The organism is Colwellia asteriadis (assembly GCF_039523295.1).
GTDB lineage: Bacteria > Pseudomonadota > Gammaproteobacteria > Enterobacterales > Alteromonadaceae > Colwellia > Colwellia asteriadis.
Genome location: NZ_BAAAFA010000008.1, coordinates 175,227 through 196,631 on the forward strand (window position 1 = coordinate 175,227; position 21,405 = coordinate 196,631).

The 21,405-nt window shown below is 37.2% G+C and carries 11 protein-coding genes; 2 read left to right on the plus strand and 9 right to left on the minus strand.

The window, feature by feature from the left end:
- Positions 1-185 precede the first annotated feature (185 nt).
- The 3 genes from ABD005_RS12635 to ABD005_RS12645 all read right to left on the minus strand — a co-directional run bounded on the left by ABD005_RS12635 (position 186) and on the right by ABD005_RS12645 (position 7,104).
- A complete protein-coding gene (locus tag ABD005_RS12635; RefSeq protein WP_215979006.1) occupies positions 186-665 on the minus strand; it encodes a c-type cytochrome in 480 nt (159 codons plus the stop codon).
- A 422-nt stretch (positions 666-1,087) separates the two neighbouring features.
- Positions 1,088-2,098, minus strand: a complete 1,011-nt coding sequence (gene pyrD, locus ABD005_RS12640) for a quinone-dependent dihydroorotate dehydrogenase (protein WP_343817831.1) — start codon at positions 2,096-2,098, stop codon at positions 1,088-1,090.
- Between the two features lie 140 nt (positions 2,099-2,238).
- Positions 2,239-7,104 carry an NAD-glutamate dehydrogenase gene (locus ABD005_RS12645; RefSeq protein WP_343817833.1) on the minus strand — a complete coding sequence of 1,622 codons (4,866 nt, stop codon included), beginning with the start codon at positions 7,102-7,104 and terminating at the stop codon, positions 2,239-2,241.
- 493 nt (positions 7,105-7,597) lie between these two features.
- Here ABD005_RS12645 and ABD005_RS12650 point away from each other — a divergent pair, with 493 nt between their 5' ends.
- Positions 7,598-8,521, plus strand: coding sequence for a hypothetical protein (locus ABD005_RS12650; RefSeq protein WP_343817834.1), 924 nt, complete (start codon positions 7,598-7,600; stop codon positions 8,519-8,521).
- A 41-nt stretch (positions 8,522-8,562) separates the two neighbouring features.
- Complete coding sequence (locus ABD005_RS12655; protein WP_343817836.1) at positions 8,563-10,599, plus strand: tetratricopeptide repeat-containing diguanylate cyclase; 2,037 nt, start codon at positions 8,563-8,565, stop codon at positions 10,597-10,599.
- Positions 10,600-10,956: 357 nt separating this feature from the next.
- Here the strand turns inward: ABD005_RS12655 and ABD005_RS12660 are convergent, their stop codons facing one another.
- The 6 genes from ABD005_RS12660 to pepN all read right to left on the minus strand — a co-directional run bounded on the left by ABD005_RS12660 (position 10,957) and on the right by pepN (position 21,281).
- The gene (locus tag ABD005_RS12660) at positions 10,957-13,272 is read right to left on the minus strand and encodes an efflux RND transporter permease subunit (protein WP_343817838.1); all 2,316 of its coding nucleotides are present in this window, start codon (positions 13,270-13,272) and stop codon (positions 10,957-10,959) included.
- 113 nt (positions 13,273-13,385) lie between these two features.
- The gene (locus ABD005_RS12665) at positions 13,386-14,426 is read right to left on the minus strand and encodes a WD40/YVTN/BNR-like repeat-containing protein (protein ID WP_343817840.1); all 1,041 of its coding nucleotides are present in this window, start codon (positions 14,424-14,426) and stop codon (positions 13,386-13,388) included.
- A 110-nt stretch (positions 14,427-14,536) separates the two neighbouring features.
- The gene (locus tag ABD005_RS12670; protein WP_215980737.1) at positions 14,537-15,898 is read right to left on the minus strand and encodes a DUF1329 domain-containing protein; all 1,362 of its coding nucleotides are present in this window, start codon (positions 15,896-15,898) and stop codon (positions 14,537-14,539) included.
- A gap of 41 nt (positions 15,899-15,939) precedes the next feature.
- Positions 15,940-18,033: a DUF1302 domain-containing protein gene (locus tag ABD005_RS12675; RefSeq protein ID WP_343817842.1), complete on the minus strand. Its 2,094-nt coding sequence runs from the start codon at positions 18,031-18,033 to the stop codon at positions 15,940-15,942.
- A gap of 366 nt (positions 18,034-18,399) precedes the next feature.
- Entirely contained in the window at positions 18,400-18,615 is a 216-nt protein-coding gene (locus ABD005_RS12680) for a DUF2835 domain-containing protein (RefSeq protein ID WP_215980733.1), read from the minus strand.
- Between the two features lie 68 nt (positions 18,616-18,683).
- Positions 18,684-21,281: an aminopeptidase N gene (pepN, locus tag ABD005_RS12685; RefSeq protein WP_343817844.1), complete on the minus strand. Its 2,598-nt coding sequence runs from the start codon at positions 21,279-21,281 to the stop codon at positions 18,684-18,686.
- Between the last annotated feature and the right edge of the window lie 124 nt (positions 21,282-21,405).

Here is a 21,405-nt window from a genome sequence, read left to right on the forward strand (position 1 = left end):
CTAATGTTCTAAATAACCTGAGGTTAGGTTATTTAATGCCCTTCAGGTTCATCGTCTCATAAAAAAACCGATACGTTAAAATTAACATATCGGTTTTTTACTCAGCACATCCAAAATACACAAAGTGTGTGCTTCATTAATGAGTTTTCATTTTTGAAATTAGCATTCCAAAAGGTTACTAATCATTAATCTTTTTTAAAGTCATCATGGCAGCCGCCACAAGTTTTACCTACACCGCCAATAGCTTTTTTAGTTGCCGCTTCATCTTTGGTTTTAGCCGCTGCCATTAACGCAGCAGATGCTTTAGTTAAATCTTCAATACGGTGACTATAGTTGTCTGTTTCTTGCCAAATTTTAGCGAGTGCTTCGGTTTCAACATCAAACTTGCTGGTATCAGTACGGCTGTAATCGGCAATCATTAATGATAACTGGTTAATACGCAGCGCATGTTTTTCAGCTTTTTGGGCATCAAAAGGAGCTTTACCTTTCGCCATAGCACCTAATGGTCCCATGTTGCTACCTAAAAGACTAAAAACCGACTGACGTAATTCAGTTGAATAATTAGCATGCTTTAGTGAAGTTGCTTCTTGAGCCACACTAACGGTTGCTGCAACTAAACTTGTTGCTACGGCTAAAACTAAAACACTTTTTTTCAGGACACTCATCGCTAACCTCTCTCTTAGTAATTATTATTTGATGATTCTACTTTGCTTAGTGTAACGTAAAAACACATCACAAAAAGCAACAACTTGTAACAAAAACAATTAATACGTTTATAAAGTACACATCATTAAATTTTAAAGCTTCTCATAAACTTAAACAATCATTCCACCGCTTATTGATATTAATATCTAAGTTGCACATGACAACTTTTTTTACTCTGATGCGCGTAAGCTATGTAATGCTGGTTTATTAATATATTGTCGTAATGGTATATAACAAGCGTTAAAGACATTGCTCATAATAGTAGTTACAAAGCATTATCTCTATTATGTAAGCGAGCGTTTTATTATTTAGAAAGGAGTTCAGAGGTGCTTTATACCCGTTATTATTTACTAATAACGGGTATAAAGTAATACGAAGAGTGTTATAAGCCGTTAACTATTTCTTTAACCAATGGTGGTCCTTGGTAAATAAAACCAGTATAAACTTGTACTAAACTCGCACCAGCTTGAAGCTTTTCATTCGCATCTTCACTCGATGCTATACCGCCAACGCCAATAATAGGTAGTTTATTATTTAGTGCTTGAGAAAGTAGCTTAATAACTTGTGTGCTTTTATCTTTTACTGGCGCGCCACTTAAGCCACCTTGCTCATCGCCAAACTCTAATCCTTCTACTCCTTCGCGAGAAAGCGTAGTGTTAGTGGCAATAACACCGTCAATGTTATTATCAATCAGTGACTGTGCAATAGAGTTAACTTCTTCTGCAGATAAGTCTGGGGCAATTTTTACCGCAACTGGAACATATTTATCGTATTGCTCGGCTAACGCTGTTTGCTCTGCTTTTAGGGCTGACAATAATTCATTTAATGCTTCACCGTATTGTAATGAGCGTAAACCTGGAGTGTTTGGCGATGATATATTCACGGTAATATAAGAAGCAAAGTTATACACTTTACGCATACAATGAATGTAATCGTCTTTGGCATTTTCTTCAGGCGTATCTTTATTTTTACCAATATTAATACCAAGCACGCCTTTGAAGTTAGCCGCTTGTACTTGTGAAACTAAGTAATCAACACCTTTATTATTAAAGCCCATACGGTTAATAACTGCGTTAGCTTTAGGTAATCTAAAAATACGCGGTTTATCATTACCTGGCTGTGGTCGTGGTGTTACGGTACCCACTTCAACAAAACCAAACCCCATCGCTGCAAAAGCATTAATACATTCGCCGTTTTTATCCAAACCGGCAGCTAAACCAACAGGGTTAGGAAATTTAATGCCCATAACCGTTACCGGCTTGTTTGGCACCGATTGTTTATAAAGTACATTAACTGGTGATTTACCGGTACTTTTTAAACCTTTAATCGTCAGTTCGTGAATAGTTTCCGCATCAAACTGAAAAAGTACTTTGCGAATAGCTGGATAAAACATAATGTTCCTACTCAATAGATAAATAATACGCGCTAAAAATTATGGCTGCATAATAGCATAAAAAAATCCCCGCTAGGCGAGGATTTGATCAATAAAACAAGCTTTATTTATTCACGCTATTGGTGCTTAAATAGCCATAATTAATTAATGCTAACCGGTTGGCAGTTTAGGCTTAATAGCATTAATTCACGTAATGCCACTGAGAACTTAGCAAAATCGTGCGTTTGCCCTACTTTAAAGTCAGTTAAAATATGCTTCCAGCGATCAAGTGGTTGTTCGTTAGTTGCAATCCATTTATCAAGTAGTTGGTCTAGTGCAGAGAACTCTTTATCGCACTGACAACGTAATACAACTGAAGTTAGTGAGCGTTGTTGCCAATCGAGCTCTTCCCTAAATGACGCTCTTGCCAATGCTTGCCAATGGTTTGCAACCGCTTGACGAGTAATTTGGTCTAAGAACCAGTGTAGCTCTAAGCGTGCACCCAGTTTAAAGTAAAGGTTAGCTGCTTGCTCAATAGTACAACCGTTTTCTTGGGCAACTTCAGCAATATCCATAGTAGAGAACAGTGTACTTAACTGTGAAATACGTTGCGCAATAACTTTCGGAATACCTGCTTCAACTAAGTCATTAGCAACACGCTCTAGCGCTTCAATTTCATCACTGATCATAAAGTCGGCTAGCTTTTCAGACAACGTTGCAAACGTTGGTTGATAAAGAGCAATTGACTCAGCAATAGGTAACGACTTATTACGATGACGTAAGAACCAGCGTGTAACACGGCGTACCGTACGACGATATTGAAATAACATTTCAGTTTGAATAGCTGTAGATATTTTATTATCTAGCACTTCAATTTGTTCCCAAAAGCTTTCAAGTTCAAACACCGCACTAGCAATAGTATAACAGTTCGCTATTTCAGCAACACTTGCACCAGTCTCTTCTTGCATGCGATTAACAAAGTTAAAGCCCATATCATTGCCAATTTTGTTAGCAAGTTTAGTGGCAATAATTTCTGCACGTAATGGATGGTTTTGCATCTCATTTTGATACTTATTACGTAGTTGCTCAGGGAAAGCGGTTATTAACAATCTGTCATGATAATCGTTTGTTGTGATTTCATCATGCACTAAGTCTTCTTTTAACACCATTTTGCTGTAAGCAAGTAACACCGATAGCTCTGGGCGCGTTAAACCTTTGCCTTGCGCTAAACGGTCAGCAATTTCTTCATCATCAGGGATAAACTCTAAGGTACGATCTAGTTTACCCGTTCTTTCTAATTCATGAATAAAGCGCACTTGCTCTTTAAGTTGGTTAACACCACGCATAGCGGTAATAGACAATGAATGCGTTTGGCGGTAACAATCTTCAATAACTAATTCACCTACTTCATCAGTCATATCGTAAAGCACTTTATTACGCTGTTTGATGGTTAAATCACCATTTTGTACTAGCGTGTTAAGTAAAATTTTAATATTAACTTCGTTATCTGAACAGTCTACACCACCCGCGTTATCTACCGCATCAGTATTAATGCGACCACCTTTAGCTGCATATTCAATACGACCTAGTTGAGTAAAACCTAAGTTACCACCTTCACCGACAACTTTTGCTTTTAACTCTTTACCATTAATGCGTAAAACATCATTGGCGCGATCGCCCACTTCTAAATGCGTTTCTTTGCTACCTTTAACATAGGTACCAATACCGCCATTCCAAAGTAGATCAACTTTCATGGTTAAAATAGCTTGAATTAAATCGGTTGGTGCTAAGCTTTGCTTTTGCGTACCCAACATTTTTTTAATTTCAGGCGTTAACTTAATTGATTTCACATGACGACTAAAAATACCACCGCCTTGAGAAATTAATTTCGCGTTATAATCTTCCCAAGTACAACCTGGCGTATTAAATAAACGCTCGCGTTCAACGTAAGAGCTTGCTGCATCTGGATTTGGGTCAATAAAAATATGCATGTGGTTAAACGCAGACTGTAAACGAATATGTTTTGATAACAACATACCATTACCAAAAACATCGCCCGCCATGTCACCTATAGCAATACAGGTGAAATCGGTTGTTTGACAATCAATATCCATTTCTCGGAAATGACGCTTCACAGATTCCCATGCACCTTTTGCGGTAATGCCCATAGCTTTGTGATCATAACCAACGCTACCACCTGATGCGAATGCGTCCCCTAACCAGAAGTTATACTCATCCGAAATACTGTTAGCAATATCAGAGAAAGTCGCAGTACCTTTATCTGCTGCTACTACTAAATACGCATCATCTTCGTCAAGGCGAATAACATCTTTGGGTGGCACAATTTCACCATCAACTATATTGTCAGTAATATCTAACAATGCTCGAATAAAGGTACGGTAGCACTCTTTACCTGCTTCAAATATTTCTTCGCGAGAGCCACTTGGTAATTGTTTACAAACAAAACCACCTTTTGCACCAACAGGTACAATAACGGTATTTTTCACTTGCTGTGCTTTAACTAAGCCTAATACTTCTGTGCGGAAATCTTCACGACGGTCAGACCAACGTAAACCACCACGAGCAACTTTACCGCCTCGTAAATGCACACCCTCTACTTGAGGAGAGTAGACAAATATTTCGAATTTAGGGATAGGTAAAGGAACTTCGCTAATTTGCTCTGGTAATATTTTAAATGAAATATAAGACTTAGTATTACCTTGGGCATCTTTTTGAAAGTAGTTCGTTCTAATCGTCGCATTAATCATTTCAACAAAACGTCTAATAATGCGATCGTCATCTAAGTTAGCAACATTATCTAAAGAGCTTTCTACTTCAGCTAATACCTTGGTAATAGCTTTTTCTTTCGCCGTTGCTGATAACTTACTTTGCGGGTCAAAGCGTAAATTAAATAGGTTAATTAATAACTCAGCGATACTCGGGTAATTAGAGAAGGTATCTTCGATATAGCTTTGGCTAAAACGACCACCGATTTGACGCTCATATTTAGCAAAAGCACGTAATATTGATACTGCCCTACCTTCAATACCAGCACCTAAAATTAAGCGGTTAAAGCCATCATCTTCTAAATCACCACTCCATACTTTAGCAAACGCATCTTGGAATAATGTTCTTACTTTATATAAATCAAACTTACCATTGCCATTAACGAGCATTGAAAAGTCTAAAATCCAGTTCACTTCACCGTTAATTGTTTTTATTGCGTAAGGGCTTTCACCAATAACACGTAAACCAAAGTTTTCTAACATTGGTAATACGTCACTTAAGTGGATTGGCTCACCAATATGAAATAGCTTTAATTTAACAAAGCGACTATCTGCTTTCTCTTCAAGCGGTTGATAAAATAACATTTCTAAGCTGTTATCTGCACTCACCTTTTCTAGCTTTTCAATATCAACAATAGCTGAACCTGGTAATACTTCATCTTTATACGATTGTGGGAAGTGGGTATATTTACGACCAAGTGCTTTAGCGTCAGCTTCACCGTAATTAGCCGCTAGTGCTGATACTAATTTATCATCCCAGTTGCGGGCAGCTTCATTTAGATTCTTTTCAATTTCTTTCACGTTAATATCTGCTTTAGTCGAGTTAACTTTCACAATGTAATGTGTTCTTGCATGAACAGACTCTGAGAAGAAGGTAGTAAATTCAACTTCTTCTTTACTATTAAATGCCTGTTGTAATAATTCTTGCGTATCAATACGTAATTTGGTGTTATAGCGTTCTCTTGGTACATAAACCATACAAGAATAGAAACGATCAAACGCGTCGCGACGAACAAATAAGCCACAGTAATCGCGTTCTTGCATTTGTAAAATGCCTGTAACCGTTCGTAATAATTCATCAACTGACGATTGCAATATTTCATCACGTGGGTAAGTTTCTAAAATATTGATTAGGGTTTTATAGTCGTGAGTACCCTTGGCGTAACCTGACGCGTCACATACCGCCATAACTTTTGAGCTAATAAACGGCAAGTTCTGTACGCTATTGGTGTAATAGGCTGAGCCGAATAAACCAATAAAGCGCTCTTCGCCAATCACATTACCTTTATTATCGAAGCGTTTAACACCAATATAGTCAAGCTGAGCTGGACGATGAACCCGTGAACACGAATTAGTTTTCGTTAAAATTAAGTGACTATTGCCTAGCGCAACTTCTCGGCCTCGTTCGCTTAAACTTGAAACTAGTCGAGTCGCGGTACCTTTTGAGTTTTTCATTAAGCCTAAGCTCGACCCAATATTGGCATTTAACGAAATATCGCCTTTAACGGCTTGTACTTCGTAATCGCGGTAACCCATTAACGTGAAGTTGTTATCAGCCATCCAGTTAAGAAAGTCTAATGAGTCTTGTTTTTCTTGCTTACCGCCCGGTAACTTAGCTTTGCTCACTTCACTAATCACGGTTTTTAAGCGAGCTAGCATAGGTTGCCAATCACTTACGGTTAAGCTGATATCTTCAACCACTGATAATAATTCAGACTTAATATTATCAAGCTCACTCTGCTCTGACTGTCGATCTATTTCAATTAAGAAGATAGTTTCTTCTGACGTTGCTTTTAATTTTGTGTCAACAATAGGTGATAGTGCCGTCACATCTAATTTTTCATTACGTACAACTTTCAATGGCGCATTTAACATTAAATGTGGTGAAAGCCCTAGACGGTTTAGTGCAATACGAATAGAGTCCACTAAAAAAGGCATGTCTTTAACGATAACTTCGATAATGGTGTGACTCGACTTCCAACCGTTTTTATCTACTGATGGGTTAAATACATGAATAACCGGCGTTTCATCTTTGTGTTCATTTAATGAACTCCATAAGCTTAATGCCGCGCCATACATATCACTGTCATTACGATCTAATAAATCTAAAGACGATATTTTCCCGTACAATAAATTGGCAAACTGCTCAACTAATGGAGCAGTTTTACTATCAACTTTTTGTTGGATAAGTTTCGCTACATTGTTAAGTATAACCGAGGAAGAACTGTTCACTAACGCCATGAGTGTTTCCTTTTAAAAAGAAAGCTTGAAATAATTGGTTGTTGTATTAATAAAGTCATTATTTAGTCGATAAAAAGGCTCAATAAATGAATTTACTATTTATTTTTTTAATAGTGTCTATCAGGATAGACTATGAAATGAATTTTATGAATAAATTTAGGCGATTGCGAGTAATATTTTCATTAACTCGGGCTAAATAATTAGATAAAAATCAGTAGATGAACACTTTCTTGTACACTTGATTATGTTTATGCAACTAAGCTAAATATATAATGCTTTAAAGGCGATATTTGTGTTTATTTATGCAAAAAAACAAAATACTATAAATAATGTTTTATTCGCTTTTTCAATCAGGTGTACCGATACATAATTTGCTTCATAAGTACTTCACATCTATAGTTTAATAAGCTTAGTGTAATAACTTAGTGAGAGGTTCCCTTTTTAATTTTTCATTAAATTTTTTGAATATCTAAAAAATAATACAGTTGTCTAAATGAAATTTACTTTCTCTAATATTTCCCTTAATTACTTTTGTCGTATTTTGTTGACCCTATGTCTTCTTTATTGTCCTGCAACTTTAGCTGATTCGGTTATATATGCTGATATACTCAAAGCTGAAGATTATAGGTTACGTTATAACCTAGCTCTTGGAGGACAAAAAGCAATAGACATTAAAGATTACACTCCTACTAAAGTAGGCTCTCAACGTGAAATAGTCGAAATGATTATTTTACAAAAAGCACTATACCTCGGTGGTGAAAAGTCTACTATCGCTTTTAACCCAAAAGACTCCTTAACACTAAGAGAAGTAACGTCTTTAGTTAAAGGTGACAGCTTACTTTATGGTAATACATTATGGTTTGAGATGATTAAGGATTATCAAGGCTCTTTATATATTAGTGACCCACTAATTAGGTACGGTGAATATGAAGCTGGATTTTATACAAGCCGAAGTAATAAAAAAGCATTGTCGACCACGATGGAGACCCTTAAAGATTTAAAAGTTATTACCAGTAGCCAATGGGGCGCTGATTGGCGAGCGTTACATAATAGCCCAGTACAAACGATCAACTTTATGGGGTCATGGATTGACATGCTATCGATGGTAGAGTACCAGGTTGTTGACGCTATGCTGATCAATTTCAGTTTACAAGAAGATCTAAGTTTAATGTTCGATGATAAAACCTATATTCCTATTCCTAATATTAAAATAATGCTGCCTGGTAGTCGTCATTTTGTGGTCAGTAAAAAACACCCTAATGGAGCGCAAGTGTTTAATGCCTTAAATAAAGGAATTAAAATCATGCGTGAAAGTGGAGAAATAGAAAAACTATATCGTCAAGCAGGTTTCATTAATTCAAAGGTTAAAGGCTGGTCTATAGCAAACAGTACTATGTTAACGGTTGACGCCAAATGATTAGTGTTATTTATAAATCACTTATAGTCAGCACTTTATTAATGTTCACAATACCCAACAATAAATGCTATGCACAAAACGATGAGGCTTTAAGCGCCTTAGCTAATGAAATTAAATTAGACCCTCAAAGTGTTATTGATAAAACAGAGTCATTGATAAATGACTCTCCGAAAGAGAAAAGTCTTTCGTTACGTTTTTTACAACTGCAAGCCTATGTCGCTAATGATTTAGACATGCGTTCAATTCCTAAAATAGCCATATTAAAGCAATTGGCTATAGACCTTAAACGTAACGATATATTAGTAGAAACACTTATTTTTCAAGCCATGATCGCAAGACGTAACGAGCATTACTCTGACGCCTTAAAATATAATTTTCAGGCGTTTAAATTAAGCGAAAAACTACATAACCCAGAGATAAAAACACGTGTTTTACAAAATTTAGCGCAGCTCTACTCTGAGCTTGAGCGCTATAAAGAGTCACTTGAATTTTATGATCGTGCGTTACTATTAAGTAATCAGGTCAATCAAGACATAAGCAATGAAATACTTATTGAAAAGGGCTTAGTTTACCTTGTGTTAGGTAATTACTTCCAAGCTAAGGCGTTACTTAATCAAGCACTACATACCGTTAACAAAACAAGTACCAATGCTTACTCTTTAAAAGTATATTTAGGTCAGCTTTACGTCATTTTAGGAGATTACTCCAAGGCACTGCTTTATCTCGAGTCATTAACCTCAGCAACCTTAGAAAACCTGCCCGCACAAACTAGACGTAACTATTTTGAATATTTAGCAAGGGCTTACCTACAACAGGGTAACTTTACTAAAGCAATTACCATCGCCAAACAGCAATTACTCAAAAATTACAATACGCGCTTTTTATCGCACCAAGCAAATTTACAAAAAATAGTTGCTCAAGCTTATTTCCAACAGTTAGATTATGAAAACGCCTATACCTTTTTACAGCGCTATAATTTAGTGCAACAAGCAGTGCATGAGAAAGTTAGAGACAGTAAAGTATTACAACTTGAAGCACAATTTAGCAAAGAACAACAAGAGTCAAAAATAAAATTATTAGAGCAAGACAGTGCGTTACAGAAAAGTTTATATGAAAACCAAAAAATAGCACAAGAACAAAAGCACCAAAAAGAGCGTTATCATCAACAATTATCAATTATTGCGTTGATTGTTGGTTTTATTATTTTGTTATTTGCTTTTAGGCAACTTCAGGTCCGGAAATATACAAAACGATTAGAGCATAATGTTAAAGAACGCACTAAAGAGCTTGCATATAAAAATCAAGAGTTGAAAGAGATAAGCGTACTTGACCAACTCACAGGTTTACATAATAGGCGTTTTCTTTATCAATCCATCGACAAAGATATTAGTCGCGTAGATCGTTATTATCATGAAATGAATGCTAGCCTTGAGCAGGCAGCTCCAGAAAATACAGTCAACCATCACATTGATAATAACCTAGAGCATGATCTCACTTTTATTCTTATCGACCTCGATCATTTTAAACAAGTAAATGATAACTATGGCCACTCTGCAGGTGATAATGTTTTAGTGCAAATGAAAACATTAATCAAGCAAACCTTTCGAGAGTCGGATTTTTTAATTCGCTGGGGAGGTGAAGAATTTCTTATTGTAGCTCGCTATGTTAACCGTTATAAAATTAACGCAGTCATTGAGCGCTTCAGAAAAGCTGTTGCTACCCATACTTTTGTTTTGAATAACACCAAAAGTATCCATTGTAGCTGCTCTATTGGTTTTGCTTCATACCCATTCTCTCAGCACCACCCTAAACTGTTTACTTGGGAGCAAGTTATCGATATTGCCGATATCGCACTTTATAGCGCGAAAGAAAATCAGCGCGATGCGTGGGTAGGTTTATTAGCAGGAGAGCAATTAGAGAACGTAAGTAAATTAACGAAAGTAGCAGTAAAAGATAATGCTGAAAAGTACGCGATAACGAGAATAAAAAATGAAACAAGCGCGATGTTAAACGAACAGAAGATCGCTTGTGTATCTAGCATTAATATCACACATGCCAAAAATTTATTTAATCAATAACTTATAAGCTATGGGCTGTTGAACTTTCACGGTTAAATTTTGTTAGAGATAAAAGCGTTTTAATCGCGGCGGACAACGTTTTTTGGTCATTTTTACTGCGTTATCACCTTTTTATGTGACGCTACATGGATGTAGCTTATTAGACAATGCAGGAGCTTATTGTCCTGAATAACCACACGACAAAGGCTCTGTCTTGTATAAACACCCAACAAAAATCGGCAAAAAAATCTCGAAAGTTCAACAACCCCTAGCTCAAATAGAGTGAACACAAAATATTTCCTTGTACGGATTTAAAAAGCCCTATTTACGTGTAAATAGGGCTTTTTAAATACCTTCAGTAACAAGTAATAAGCTAAATCATTTATTAGCTTTATTAGCCGGCCACAAGAAGGCCGCTAACGCAGGTAAAACAATAATTGCGGCCAGCATATTCACTAAGAACATAAAGGTTAACAGTATTCCCATATCAACTTGGAATTTCAAATCCGAGAAGAACCACGTGGATACGCCTATAGCTAAGGTTATTCCCGTAATTAATACTGCGCTACCTCGCTCTTTTAAAGCCGATAAGTACGCACTATGGACACTGGCACCGGCTTTGAGTTGGGCGCTCATCGTTGATAAAATATAAATACCATAATCGACACCAATACCAACCCCCAAAGCAATAACGGGTAATGTAGAAACCGTTAAACCAATATCAAGCACTGTCATTAACCATTGTGCAAGCGTGGAAACAACATAAAGCGGTAGTACCACAACAATGGTAGCTCTGACACTTCTAAAGCTAATCAAACATAAAAGAATAACCGCGCCATATACATATAACATCATAGGTATTTGAGCTTGCGCTACAGCTTCGTTTGTTGCAGCCATGACTCCAACAGGGCCAGACGCTAATTTAAACTCTATAGCCTCATTATCTAATTCACTTGCTGCAAGTTTTACCGCATCAACAACACGGTCAATCGTTTCAGCTTTATGATCTTCTAAAAAAAGAATAACCGGCATAACACTACAGTTATTATTTAACAAGCCACTTGATGAAGGAATACGTGCAATTGATTGTACTAAGGTTTGCTGATTACGCGGTATTACACGCCACTTAGGATTGCCCTCGTTGTAACCCGCATTCACTAATTTTGAAATTGATGCCAAGCTTACCGCAGATTGCACTCCTGCAATGTTTTGCATTTGCCATTGAAACTTATCAATCGTCGTCATGGTGTTATAACTTGTACACGCATCGGGTGTTGTTTCAACAATAACGGACATATAATCAACGCTAATCGCGTATTTATCGGTAATTAAAAATGTATCTTGGTTATAGCGAGAGCTTTCATGCAATGCAGGAGCCCCAGCATGTAGCTCACCAATTTTTAAATTATTACCTTGATAAAAACCAATAACATAAAGGATAGCGGTAAACAAAAGAATAACCGAGGCAATCTTTCTTGTTGAAAAAGAAGCAACGACTTGCCAAAAAACACTTTCTTCAGATAACTGCCCTACTTTAGCCTTAGGCGATATGTTCATGTAAGACACTAATATAGGCAGTAAAATAAGGTTGGTTAAAATAATCATGGCCACGCCAATAGAGGCGGTAATAGCTAACTCACGAATAATGCCAATATCGATTGAAAGTAAGGTTAAAAAGCCAACAGTGTCGGATAATAATGCTATACCACCTGGTATTAATAAGGCCCTAAAACTCGCTTGAGCCGCCGCTTTAGTTGTTAGCCCTTTGCCAATTTTTTTCACCACTGCATTGATCATTTGTACGCCATGGCTAACACCAATAGCAAAAACAAGAAATGGAATTAAAATAGACATAGGGTCTAAACCAAACCCTAAACTTGATAACATACCCATTTGCCAAATAACGGCAATGAGTGAACAAGTAATAGGAAGTAGCGTTAACCTTATTGAATGAGAGAAAAGGTAAACCATCACCGCTGTAATGGCGATAGCTATAGCAAAGAATAGCACTACACCTTTAGCACCATTTGCCACATCACCAACCATTTTAGCAAAACCGATAATATGAACACTAATATTTTCATTTTCAAAGGTTTGTCTAACATCTTGCTCAAGTTGCTCTGATATTTTTAAAATATCTAATTTTTCACCAGTATCGGGGTTAATTTCAAGTAATGCCGCTTTAACCATGGCACAACTGTAATCATCAGAAACAATACTGCCAACAATACCCGCTTTTTCAATATTCCCTTTAACCGTAGCTAAACCTTGTTTAGTTGCTTGAAAATCAGCAGGAATAACAGGTCCGCCAGCAAAACCGTCTTCCACGATTTCAACAAAGCGAGTGCTTGGAGAAAAAACGGATTTAACTTGAATACGATCAACACCAGGAATAAAAAACAATTTATCGTGTACGCCTTTTAGCGTATCAAAAAAGCGCTCATTAAAAATGTCTCCTTCACTATCACAGACTGAAATAAGGATATTATTAGCACCGCCAAAATTGGCACTGTGCTTCATATACGTTTTCATATAACTATGGTTTAACGGTATGTTTTTAGTAAAAGAGGCATCGAGTCTTATTTGTGTCGCCTGAAAAAATAGAAAAGTACTCATGATGATAAATAACATCAACACAAAAATTCGGTGACGGAATAAGTTAATTTCAAGTAAAGATGAGAGCGATTTTTTCATATTATTATTTTCCAAACAAAATCATGACTGATGACGATTAATCGTCTTTATCTAGTCGATGAAATCAAATATCGAAGAGCTAAGTAAGTAACTAAATGCGTACTTAGTGTGACTTACTTTGACGGTAACTTGAGTGTTTTTACACCCACTTCGGATACGGCGATGAGTTTATTTTTAAACCAAACGCCAGCAATTAATGCTTTCCCGTCACTTTGAATACGAGAGCTGAAATTTTCACCGTCATCAAGGCTCATAAGTACTGTACCGTTATTACCTAAAATAAACATATCGGCGTTATCACCAAAAACAATATCATTAAGTAACGCGGTGGTGCCTGAAGTAACTTGTTGCCATTGAGCACCATTTTGAATCCCCCGAAAAATATTGCCCCGTAAACCAACCACCAATAAATTTCCCGCTTTAGTGCGCCCTAAATCAAAAAAAGAACCTCGGTAAATTTCATCAAAACGCTGCCAAGTTAAACCAAAATCATTACTCTTGGCTAACAGCCCTACTTCACCTAATAAGAATAATGTGCGTCCATCAGCAACCAGACGATTGAAGTGCGGTAAAATATAAGAAATCTCATCAAGGTAAGCGGTTTCATCTTCAACTTTAAGCTCATTTAAATAATCTTTATCATCAGGAGATAAAAACTCTTGATGAAACTCATTTTGCCAGCTTTGACCACCATCAAGTGTTCTTAATACTAAGCCATATGCGCCAATAGCAACCCCTTCTAGTGGGCTTTTAAATAACACATCCAATAATGGTTTTTCTAGCTCGGGTTGAAAGTGTTGTACTTGCCAATTATTACCGCCATCAGTAGTGTGCAATATAGTAGCATCGTGGCCAACTGCCCAACCAAGCTGTTCATTATAAAAAGTAACACTAGTTAGTGTTGTTTGCACGGGGACATTAGCTTGTTGCCATTGTTCACCGTCACTAGATGTTAAAATATGTCCGTATTCGCCTACTGCAACAACTTTATCATCAGATACTTTTTCAATATCGAGCAATAATGATTGGCTTGCCAGTGCTGATTTAACTGAGGCATTGCCTGAGAGGTTTGTGCTAATAAATACGGTGGGTGTTGCATAAGCGCACAATGGTATAAAACATAGGCTAATGAGAGCAACAAGGAAACGCTTCATATAATAACTCGATTAATTTAAACAATGCACTGCCGAACGTTAATAAAAGTTCAGCAGCTTTAGTGGGTAACTAAAAACGGCTGATAGTTGTCAGCCGTTTTAAAGAGTGCTTACCTGCGACCTTCACGTCTTAATGCAGCTGGTGTGAAGTCTCGTTCATTTAACTCTTGCGAGAAGTCATACATTTTAGCTTCATTATCTAAGCCTAAGGCAATATAACGGCGTGACTGGATATCATGATATACATCTAATGTTGACCAATGCGTTGGCACTTCATAGTAGTTAATTGTATGAGAAATACCTACACGGTAAAGCTCATCACGATTATCGTATATATCGGTAACAGCCACTTGCCAGCTATCTTCATCAATATAGAAAACACGCTTTTTATAAGTATGACGCGTATTTTCTTTTAAGTTAGCTTCAACAACCCATACACGGTGCTTTTCATAGCGTACTAAGTCTTGGTTAATATGACCTGGTTGTAAAATGTCATCATATTTAACTTTATCACTGTGTAAACGGTAATCATTATAAGGAATTAATAACTCTTGCTTACCCTTTAGCGTCCAGTTATAACGATTCGGCGCACCATTAAACATATCAAGATCGTCATTCGTTCTTAAGCCATCTGATGCTGTACCTGGAGAATCATACGCTACGTTTGGAGCACGACGTACACGACGTTGGCCAGTATTATAAGTCCAAGCTTGGCGTGGTGTTTTAATTTGATCCATCGTTTCATGAACAAGCAAAGCGGTACCTGCTAGGCGGGCTGGCTCTGAAATAGTTTGCTTAAACTTAAACAAAATATTTGTTTCTTGAAGCTGCTCAGGTGAAGCGCCTTTAACATTATAAGGTAATAATAGGGTCTCACTTAAACCAACATAAGTATAATCACCTGAGGCGGTCGGTGCTGCTTGCCCCCCTTGACGTACTACACTTTCACCACGGTAACGCAGAGTGTGGTTCCAAATAGCTTCTAAGCCATTCGCTGGAACAGGAAACGGAATTCCCACAGCCGCATTTTTAATACCATTACCACCTTCAACCAGTTCAGCTTTTGTGGCATTCGTTTCAACCGCTTGATAAACATGCTCAGGATAAGAAGCACTACGGCGTGTTTGGTAAACATTCATCTTGAATGTTTCTGGATAAGTTTCAAATAACTTGATTTGTCCTGGCGTTAATAACGCTTTATGTTCAGCAAGGTTACTTGCTGTAATGGTATAAGCGATTTTATCATCTGGATAAGGGTCAAGATGATGATCGCCAGCCGTATATCCCGTAGGAAGTTCAGTAATACCACCTTGCCACGCAGGAATAGAGCCATCAGCATTACCCGCACGAACAGCGCCCATTGGTGTAAGCTCTTTAGATAACTGCTGAGCTTGCTCCGGAGTAATTTTAGCAAAAGCATTGCCACTTAAGGCAACAGAAATAGCAACCGACAGTAAAGGGAGCCTAGCCATAGTAGATTTAATTATAGTTTTCATTTAATAAGCTCCTAGTCTTATATAGAGTATTTGATGTTGAAAGAAACGTAGTCGCGATCTTCCATTTGGTTGGTTGTTCCCACACCACCAAAGAAGCCGTTATAAGATAAGTCGGCAGACCAACGACTCTGATAATCAAACGTTACACCTAGCGATACTGATTTTCTATCTTCAATAAACATAAACAGTGGATCAGGTGTTATACCTTTAACATCGTGAGAAAAAATAATTTTTGGTGACATATTAATACCAGCAATCACGTTGGTATAGTCAAGTTTAGCAACAGCACGATAACCCCAGGCAAATTCTGTTGGGAATGGGTTAGTTTCTACGCCATCTTGCAGAGCTAGGTTTAAACCTGGGCTACTAGCAATGCCACCACTTCTTGCTGTGCCAGGACCATTTAAGCGTAATGTCTCTTCTGAAGGCATATCATTAATATTAATACCGCCAACTTCAACAACACCAACAAACTGGCTAGCGCCTAACGTAGGACCAAAAAGGTGAGTTAACGTCATTTGTGCTTGTACCGTATCAGACAATACAAAGCCATTCGCTGAAACACCTGAGCCAAAAGGCTGTCCTGTAGCAGGGTCAACCATTTGTGAAACGCCATTTAATGCATCACCTTTGGAAATATTTGGCTCGGCATTATAAAGTTGTTGTGCCGTCGCGGCAAAAAGCAACTCTACATCGTCAATTTGAAACGGCTCATCTTGTCGATAACTTACTTCACCGGCAACAGCTGTTGTACCAACCGTAGTATTAAAGCTCATCGCATACATTTTAATGTCTTCAGGATAAACCAGCTCTACGCGTGAGAAGCTCTTTAAATCGTCATAATTACCTTCAGTAATTTCATTCGTTGCCAAATAACCTAAATCACTGGCAATAGTGGCACCATTATAATCGGCTGTAACACCAGAAAATATTGGTCTGCGACTGTGATAATTTACATGGTACAAGCTAATTTCTGTATCGTTTAGCTCAGGTAAAAACCAAGATAAACGCACACCGTATTGCCCACCATCTTCAGGTTTCTTTTCAGCTTTACTGCCCGGAGCCCTTAACGTTAAGTTACCTGAGTATGCAAGATACATAGCCCCAGCTTGTTGAGGTGTTACTGCCCCAGATCTTACCGCAGCACCTAAATCATTTAAACCTGAAATAAGAAAGTCTAAGTCCATGTCAGGATTACCACCGAAACCTAACTGAACATTGTTATATTGACCACCGTCACCAGCAAAATCATTGGTTGAGAAATAGCTACCCGGTGGTGGTAATACTGTTTTTTCCCAAGTGTATTGATAAAAAATTTCAACGTTAAAGTTTTCAGTAACGCCCAAAGATCCCCATAAGGCACCAAAAGGAATAAATGCTTCTTTTAGCTCTGCGCCAGGGGCACGTAAACGCGCAATATCTACTGGGTTAATTTCACTAATACCGTGAGAAATAAGTGTGCTTTCCCCCCAGCTAATAACTTGATTACCCACACGAACAGAAAGTGGCATTTCACCTATATCAAAGTCACCATAAGCATAAGCATCTAACAAACGGATGTCGCGACAAACTTGCTCTTTAGCTTCACCATCACGACAAGGGTCATAAACATTACCCGTAATAGGGTTAGACCAAGCACGATCATCATCCATCATTGCCATATCATAGTAATACATACCACGAACAAAAATACCAAAGCCTTGATAGTGAATATCTAAATCATGGCTACCTTTAAGCATTTTCGAAAAGCTCTCACCAGCGTTGTAATTTAAATTACCATTATCACCGTTAGTTGAGTAGCCACCGGCACCTTGAGCCCAAACAGTGTTTTTTGATGGTTCAAAAGCAGGGTTTACCAGGGAGTAATTAGAGAAGTCTAAACCGTTTTGTGCATTATTCGATTTACCTACGTTATCGTTCCAGTTTCTATCTTCTACACGCCAACTTGAGCCAACACTAAAAGTAGAGTCGAAACTAATTTCTACATCACCGACCTCAAATAATGCAGCATTTACGGTACTTACTGTTGCTAGTGACGTTAAAGAAAAAGCTGCAGCAATGCCAACAGCTAAAGGTTTTTTTATAAACCTATTACGAGGGTTGTGTGTCATGTAATGTCTCCCCTATCCCAATTTATTTGTGCTTAAGCACTCTAAGTCGTTATTGTTTTAATACTAGTTAACTTTTTATTTATGGTAACCATCAAGGTGGTTTACGCAATAATTGCATCATTTAACTATGGTAGCAAGCGTAAAAATAGCAACTAACTCGCTGTATTTAAATGAATTGCGTTCAATTTAAGCATAATTTCCTGCAAATGTTTTAAACTCTTGTTTTATTATTTTTTTCACGTACCAATTAATAATAGAGTAAGTTCATGAAATAACACTTATTTACTTACTCTATTAACAATATCATCGCATTTCCATGGTCAGACCACTGTTTTAAGCTATTACTCTAAGTTTATTTCAAATAGCTTAAGAAATTTTCGTTAACGCTAAAAATTTATTGTTTTGTGTTTCTAAACAAAAATAACCTTTAATGCCGATACTTGTTACATGTTGTCGTAAGTGCATAGCTGGAAACTGCACCCTAACGCCTGTGGTTGTAGTTGCTACAATTGATTCAACATGTCCTTGATAGTAAGGTAAAAAATCATATGCCGACATATTAATTGTAAAGTAATACTTCATTAGGTAATTTTCTATTCTATAGATTAGTCCAAATCCGCTAAGGCAGTAAGTTAACTACATTGCCTGGCTTATTCACATAATGCTGCATCAAGCTTTTCTTTAAGATCATTTGATAAGTTACTCAAGCCTTGAATCTTCAATAAATTATCTCTCATCATATTTTGATGCGCAGGTGCAAAGTTTTTAAACTGTATTAACGGTGTAATTAAACGCGATGCGACTTGTGGGTTTATAGCGTTTAACGCCATAACTTGTTCAGTTAAGAATTGATAGCCTCGACCCGTTTTACAATGAAAGTTTTCTGGGTTATTCATCGCAAATGCACCAATTAAAGACCGTGCTCTGTTGGGGTTTTTGAGCGTAAATAATGTGTGTGAAAGCAATTGATTAAGCTGTTCAAATATATCGCTACTTACTTGACTTGCCATTAACGCAAACCATTTATCCATCACTAAAGTCGTTGATTGCCAGCGACTTTCAAAGTCACTCATTTGTGAGCTAAAGTTATTCAAGCTATATTTAGCACTGCAATTTAGCGCTGCTAATGTGTCTGTCATATTAGCATTATCAATACTTTCCGTTGCTTGTATATATTGCTCTTTAGCTAAATATTGATACTTTTCTAGAGTACCTAAATATTGCAAACAAATATTCTTTAAAGCGCGATTTGCAACATCATCGACCAGCTCTTTATTAAGTAAACGGGCCTGATAACACGCAAATAACTCATCTTGTAGGCCGTGAGCAATAAAGGCAGTTAACTTTTTCAGCGCTTTAACTAATGCAATAGGGTCAACTTCGGCAATTAAGCCAGCGGCTTCATCAAAACTTGGCAAGACCAATTGTTCTGCAATGAAGGCATGATCACTATCACTATGTAAAATATTTTTAAAGGCAACTAATAAATCATTAGGTAAAGTAAAGCTTTTATCTAACGTTAGTTGCTGAACATACGACATTAATAAGCGCTGCCCTGCGTCCCAGCGACAGAAGCTATTATTCGCATGACTAATCAGTTTTAATAGATCACTTTCACTTTGACTATAATCTAATTTAACTGGCGCAGAAAAATCAGCTAATAAGGCTAATGTTGGTTTACTGTCTACATTATCAAATACCCAGCTTTGCTCTGTTTGCGTTAATTCGAGTAAGTAACTTTGTGTTTCATTCGGTGCATCACTTACTAGTTCTATTTTCATTGGAATGTGTAATGCTTGAGGATGTGGTTGGTTGACGCTTGTAGGTGACTTCTGTGTTAACGTTAATGTATATTTTTTGGTAACGTTATCATACGACTCATTAACACCAACAATAGGCGTGCCGGACTGAGAGTACCAACGCTTAAACTGTGTTAAATCTTTTTCGCTAGCATCAGCCATCGCATTAATAAAATCGTCACAAGTAACCGCCATACCATCATAACGTGCAAAGTATAAGTCCATTCCTTTTCTGAAGTTATTGGCGCCAAGTAAGGTATGTAACATACGGATAACTTCAGAGCCTTTTTCATACACAGTCAATGTATAGAAATTATTCATCTCTAATACTTTTTCAGGACGAATAGGATGCGCCATTGGCCCTGCATCTTCAGCAAATTGCTGTGAGCGTAAAACTCTAACGTTTTGAATACGGGTAACAGCACTTGAGTGCATATCAGCACTAAATTGTTGATCACGAAATACCGTCAACCCCTCTTTCAGGCTTAATTGGAACCAATCTCTACAAGTAACTCGATTTCCCGTCCAGTTATGAAAATATTCATGGGCAATAACCGCTTCAATATTAAAGTAATCATTATCGGTAGCACAATGATGATCGGCAAGTACAAACTTAGAGTTGAAAACATTTAAGCCTTTATTTTCCATTGCCCCCATATTGAAAAAATCAACGGCAACTATCATATAAATATCTAAGTCATACTCTAAACCAAAGGTTTCTTCATCCCACTGCATTGATTTTTTTAGTGATATCATTGCATGTTGCGCTTTAGATAAATTGCCTTTATCAACAAAAATCTCTAAAGCAACATCTCGACCTGACATTGTCTTATAGCTATCATTCAATACATCAAAATCACCTGCCACTAACGCAAATAAGTAACACGGTTTTGGGTACGGATCATGCCAAGTGACAAAGTGTTTACCATCGGCTAAATCACCGCTATCAACCTTATTACCGTTAGATAACAATTGTGGATATAAATTTTTATCCGCAATAACTTTTGTTGTAAACGTTGCCATGACATCAGGTCTATCTAAGTAGTAACTAATACGGCGAAAACCTTCAGCTTCACATTGAGTACAAAAAGCATTACCCGACTTAAACAGCCCTTCTAAGGCAGTATTTTCTAATGGATTAATTTCAGTCGTTATTTGCAAAGTAAAGTGTTTAGCTTGCGGTAATGAGCTGGCAGGAATAATTAATAACGTGTCTGTTAACTGATACTGCTCACGAGTAAGAGCCTGATTATTCACTACAACAGCAGTTAAAATTAAGTGTTCACCGTTAAGAGCAAGATCCGCTGGTTCTTGCTCTTGGCGTTCAATATCTAACTCACTGTGTACTTGACTACAAGTGTCATCAAGGTTAACGGTTAAATTAACCGTGTTAATAGTAAAAACAGGCGCAGCGTAATCGGCTAAAAAACGTGGTGATGTATCAGTCATTAAAGTACCTTAATAAGTGAAGAATGTGAGAGTATAATAGCTTGTATATCAATAATGTACGATAAGCCATTTATTGCTAAGCTACAATAAATAGCTTAGCAATATTAATGTTTGAATTATAATA

Bases quoted from the DNA above. Each gene is read 5' to 3' on its own strand.
- ABD005_RS12635 (WP_215979006.1), bottom strand. From the start codon at position 665: ATGAGTGTCCTGAAAAAAAGTGTTTTAGTTTTAGCCGTAGCAACAAGT.
- pyrD (WP_343817831.1), bottom strand. From the start codon at position 2,098: ATGTTTTATCCAGCTATTCGCAAAGTACTTTTTCAGTTTGATGCGGAA.
- ABD005_RS12645 (WP_343817833.1), bottom strand. From the start codon at position 7,104: ATGGCGTTAGTGAACAGTTCTTCCTCGGTTATACTTAACAATGTAGCG.
- ABD005_RS12650 (WP_343817834.1), top strand. From the start codon at position 7,598: ATGAAATTTACTTTCTCTAATATTTCCCTTAATTACTTTTGTCGTATT.
- ABD005_RS12655 (WP_343817836.1), top strand. From the start codon at position 8,563: ATGTTCACAATACCCAACAATAAATGCTATGCACAAAACGATGAGGCT.
- ABD005_RS12660 (WP_343817838.1), bottom strand. From the start codon at position 13,272: ATGAAAAAATCGCTCTCATCTTTACTTGAAATTAACTTATTCCGTCAC.
- ABD005_RS12665 (WP_343817840.1), bottom strand. From the start codon at position 14,426: ATGAAGCGTTTCCTTGTTGCTCTCATTAGCCTATGTTTTATACCATTG.
- ABD005_RS12670 (WP_215980737.1), bottom strand. From the start codon at position 15,898: ATGGCTAGGCTCCCTTTACTGTCGGTTGCTATTTCTGTTGCCTTAAGT.
- ABD005_RS12675 (WP_343817842.1), bottom strand. From the start codon at position 18,033: ATGACACACAACCCTCGTAATAGGTTTATAAAAAAACCTTTAGCTGTT.
- ABD005_RS12680 (WP_215980733.1), bottom strand. From the start codon at position 18,615: ATGAAGTATTACTTTACAATTAATATGTCGGCATATGATTTTTTACCT.
- pepN (WP_343817844.1), bottom strand. From the start codon at position 21,281: ATGACTGATACATCACCACGTTTTTTAGCCGATTACGCTGCGCCTGTT.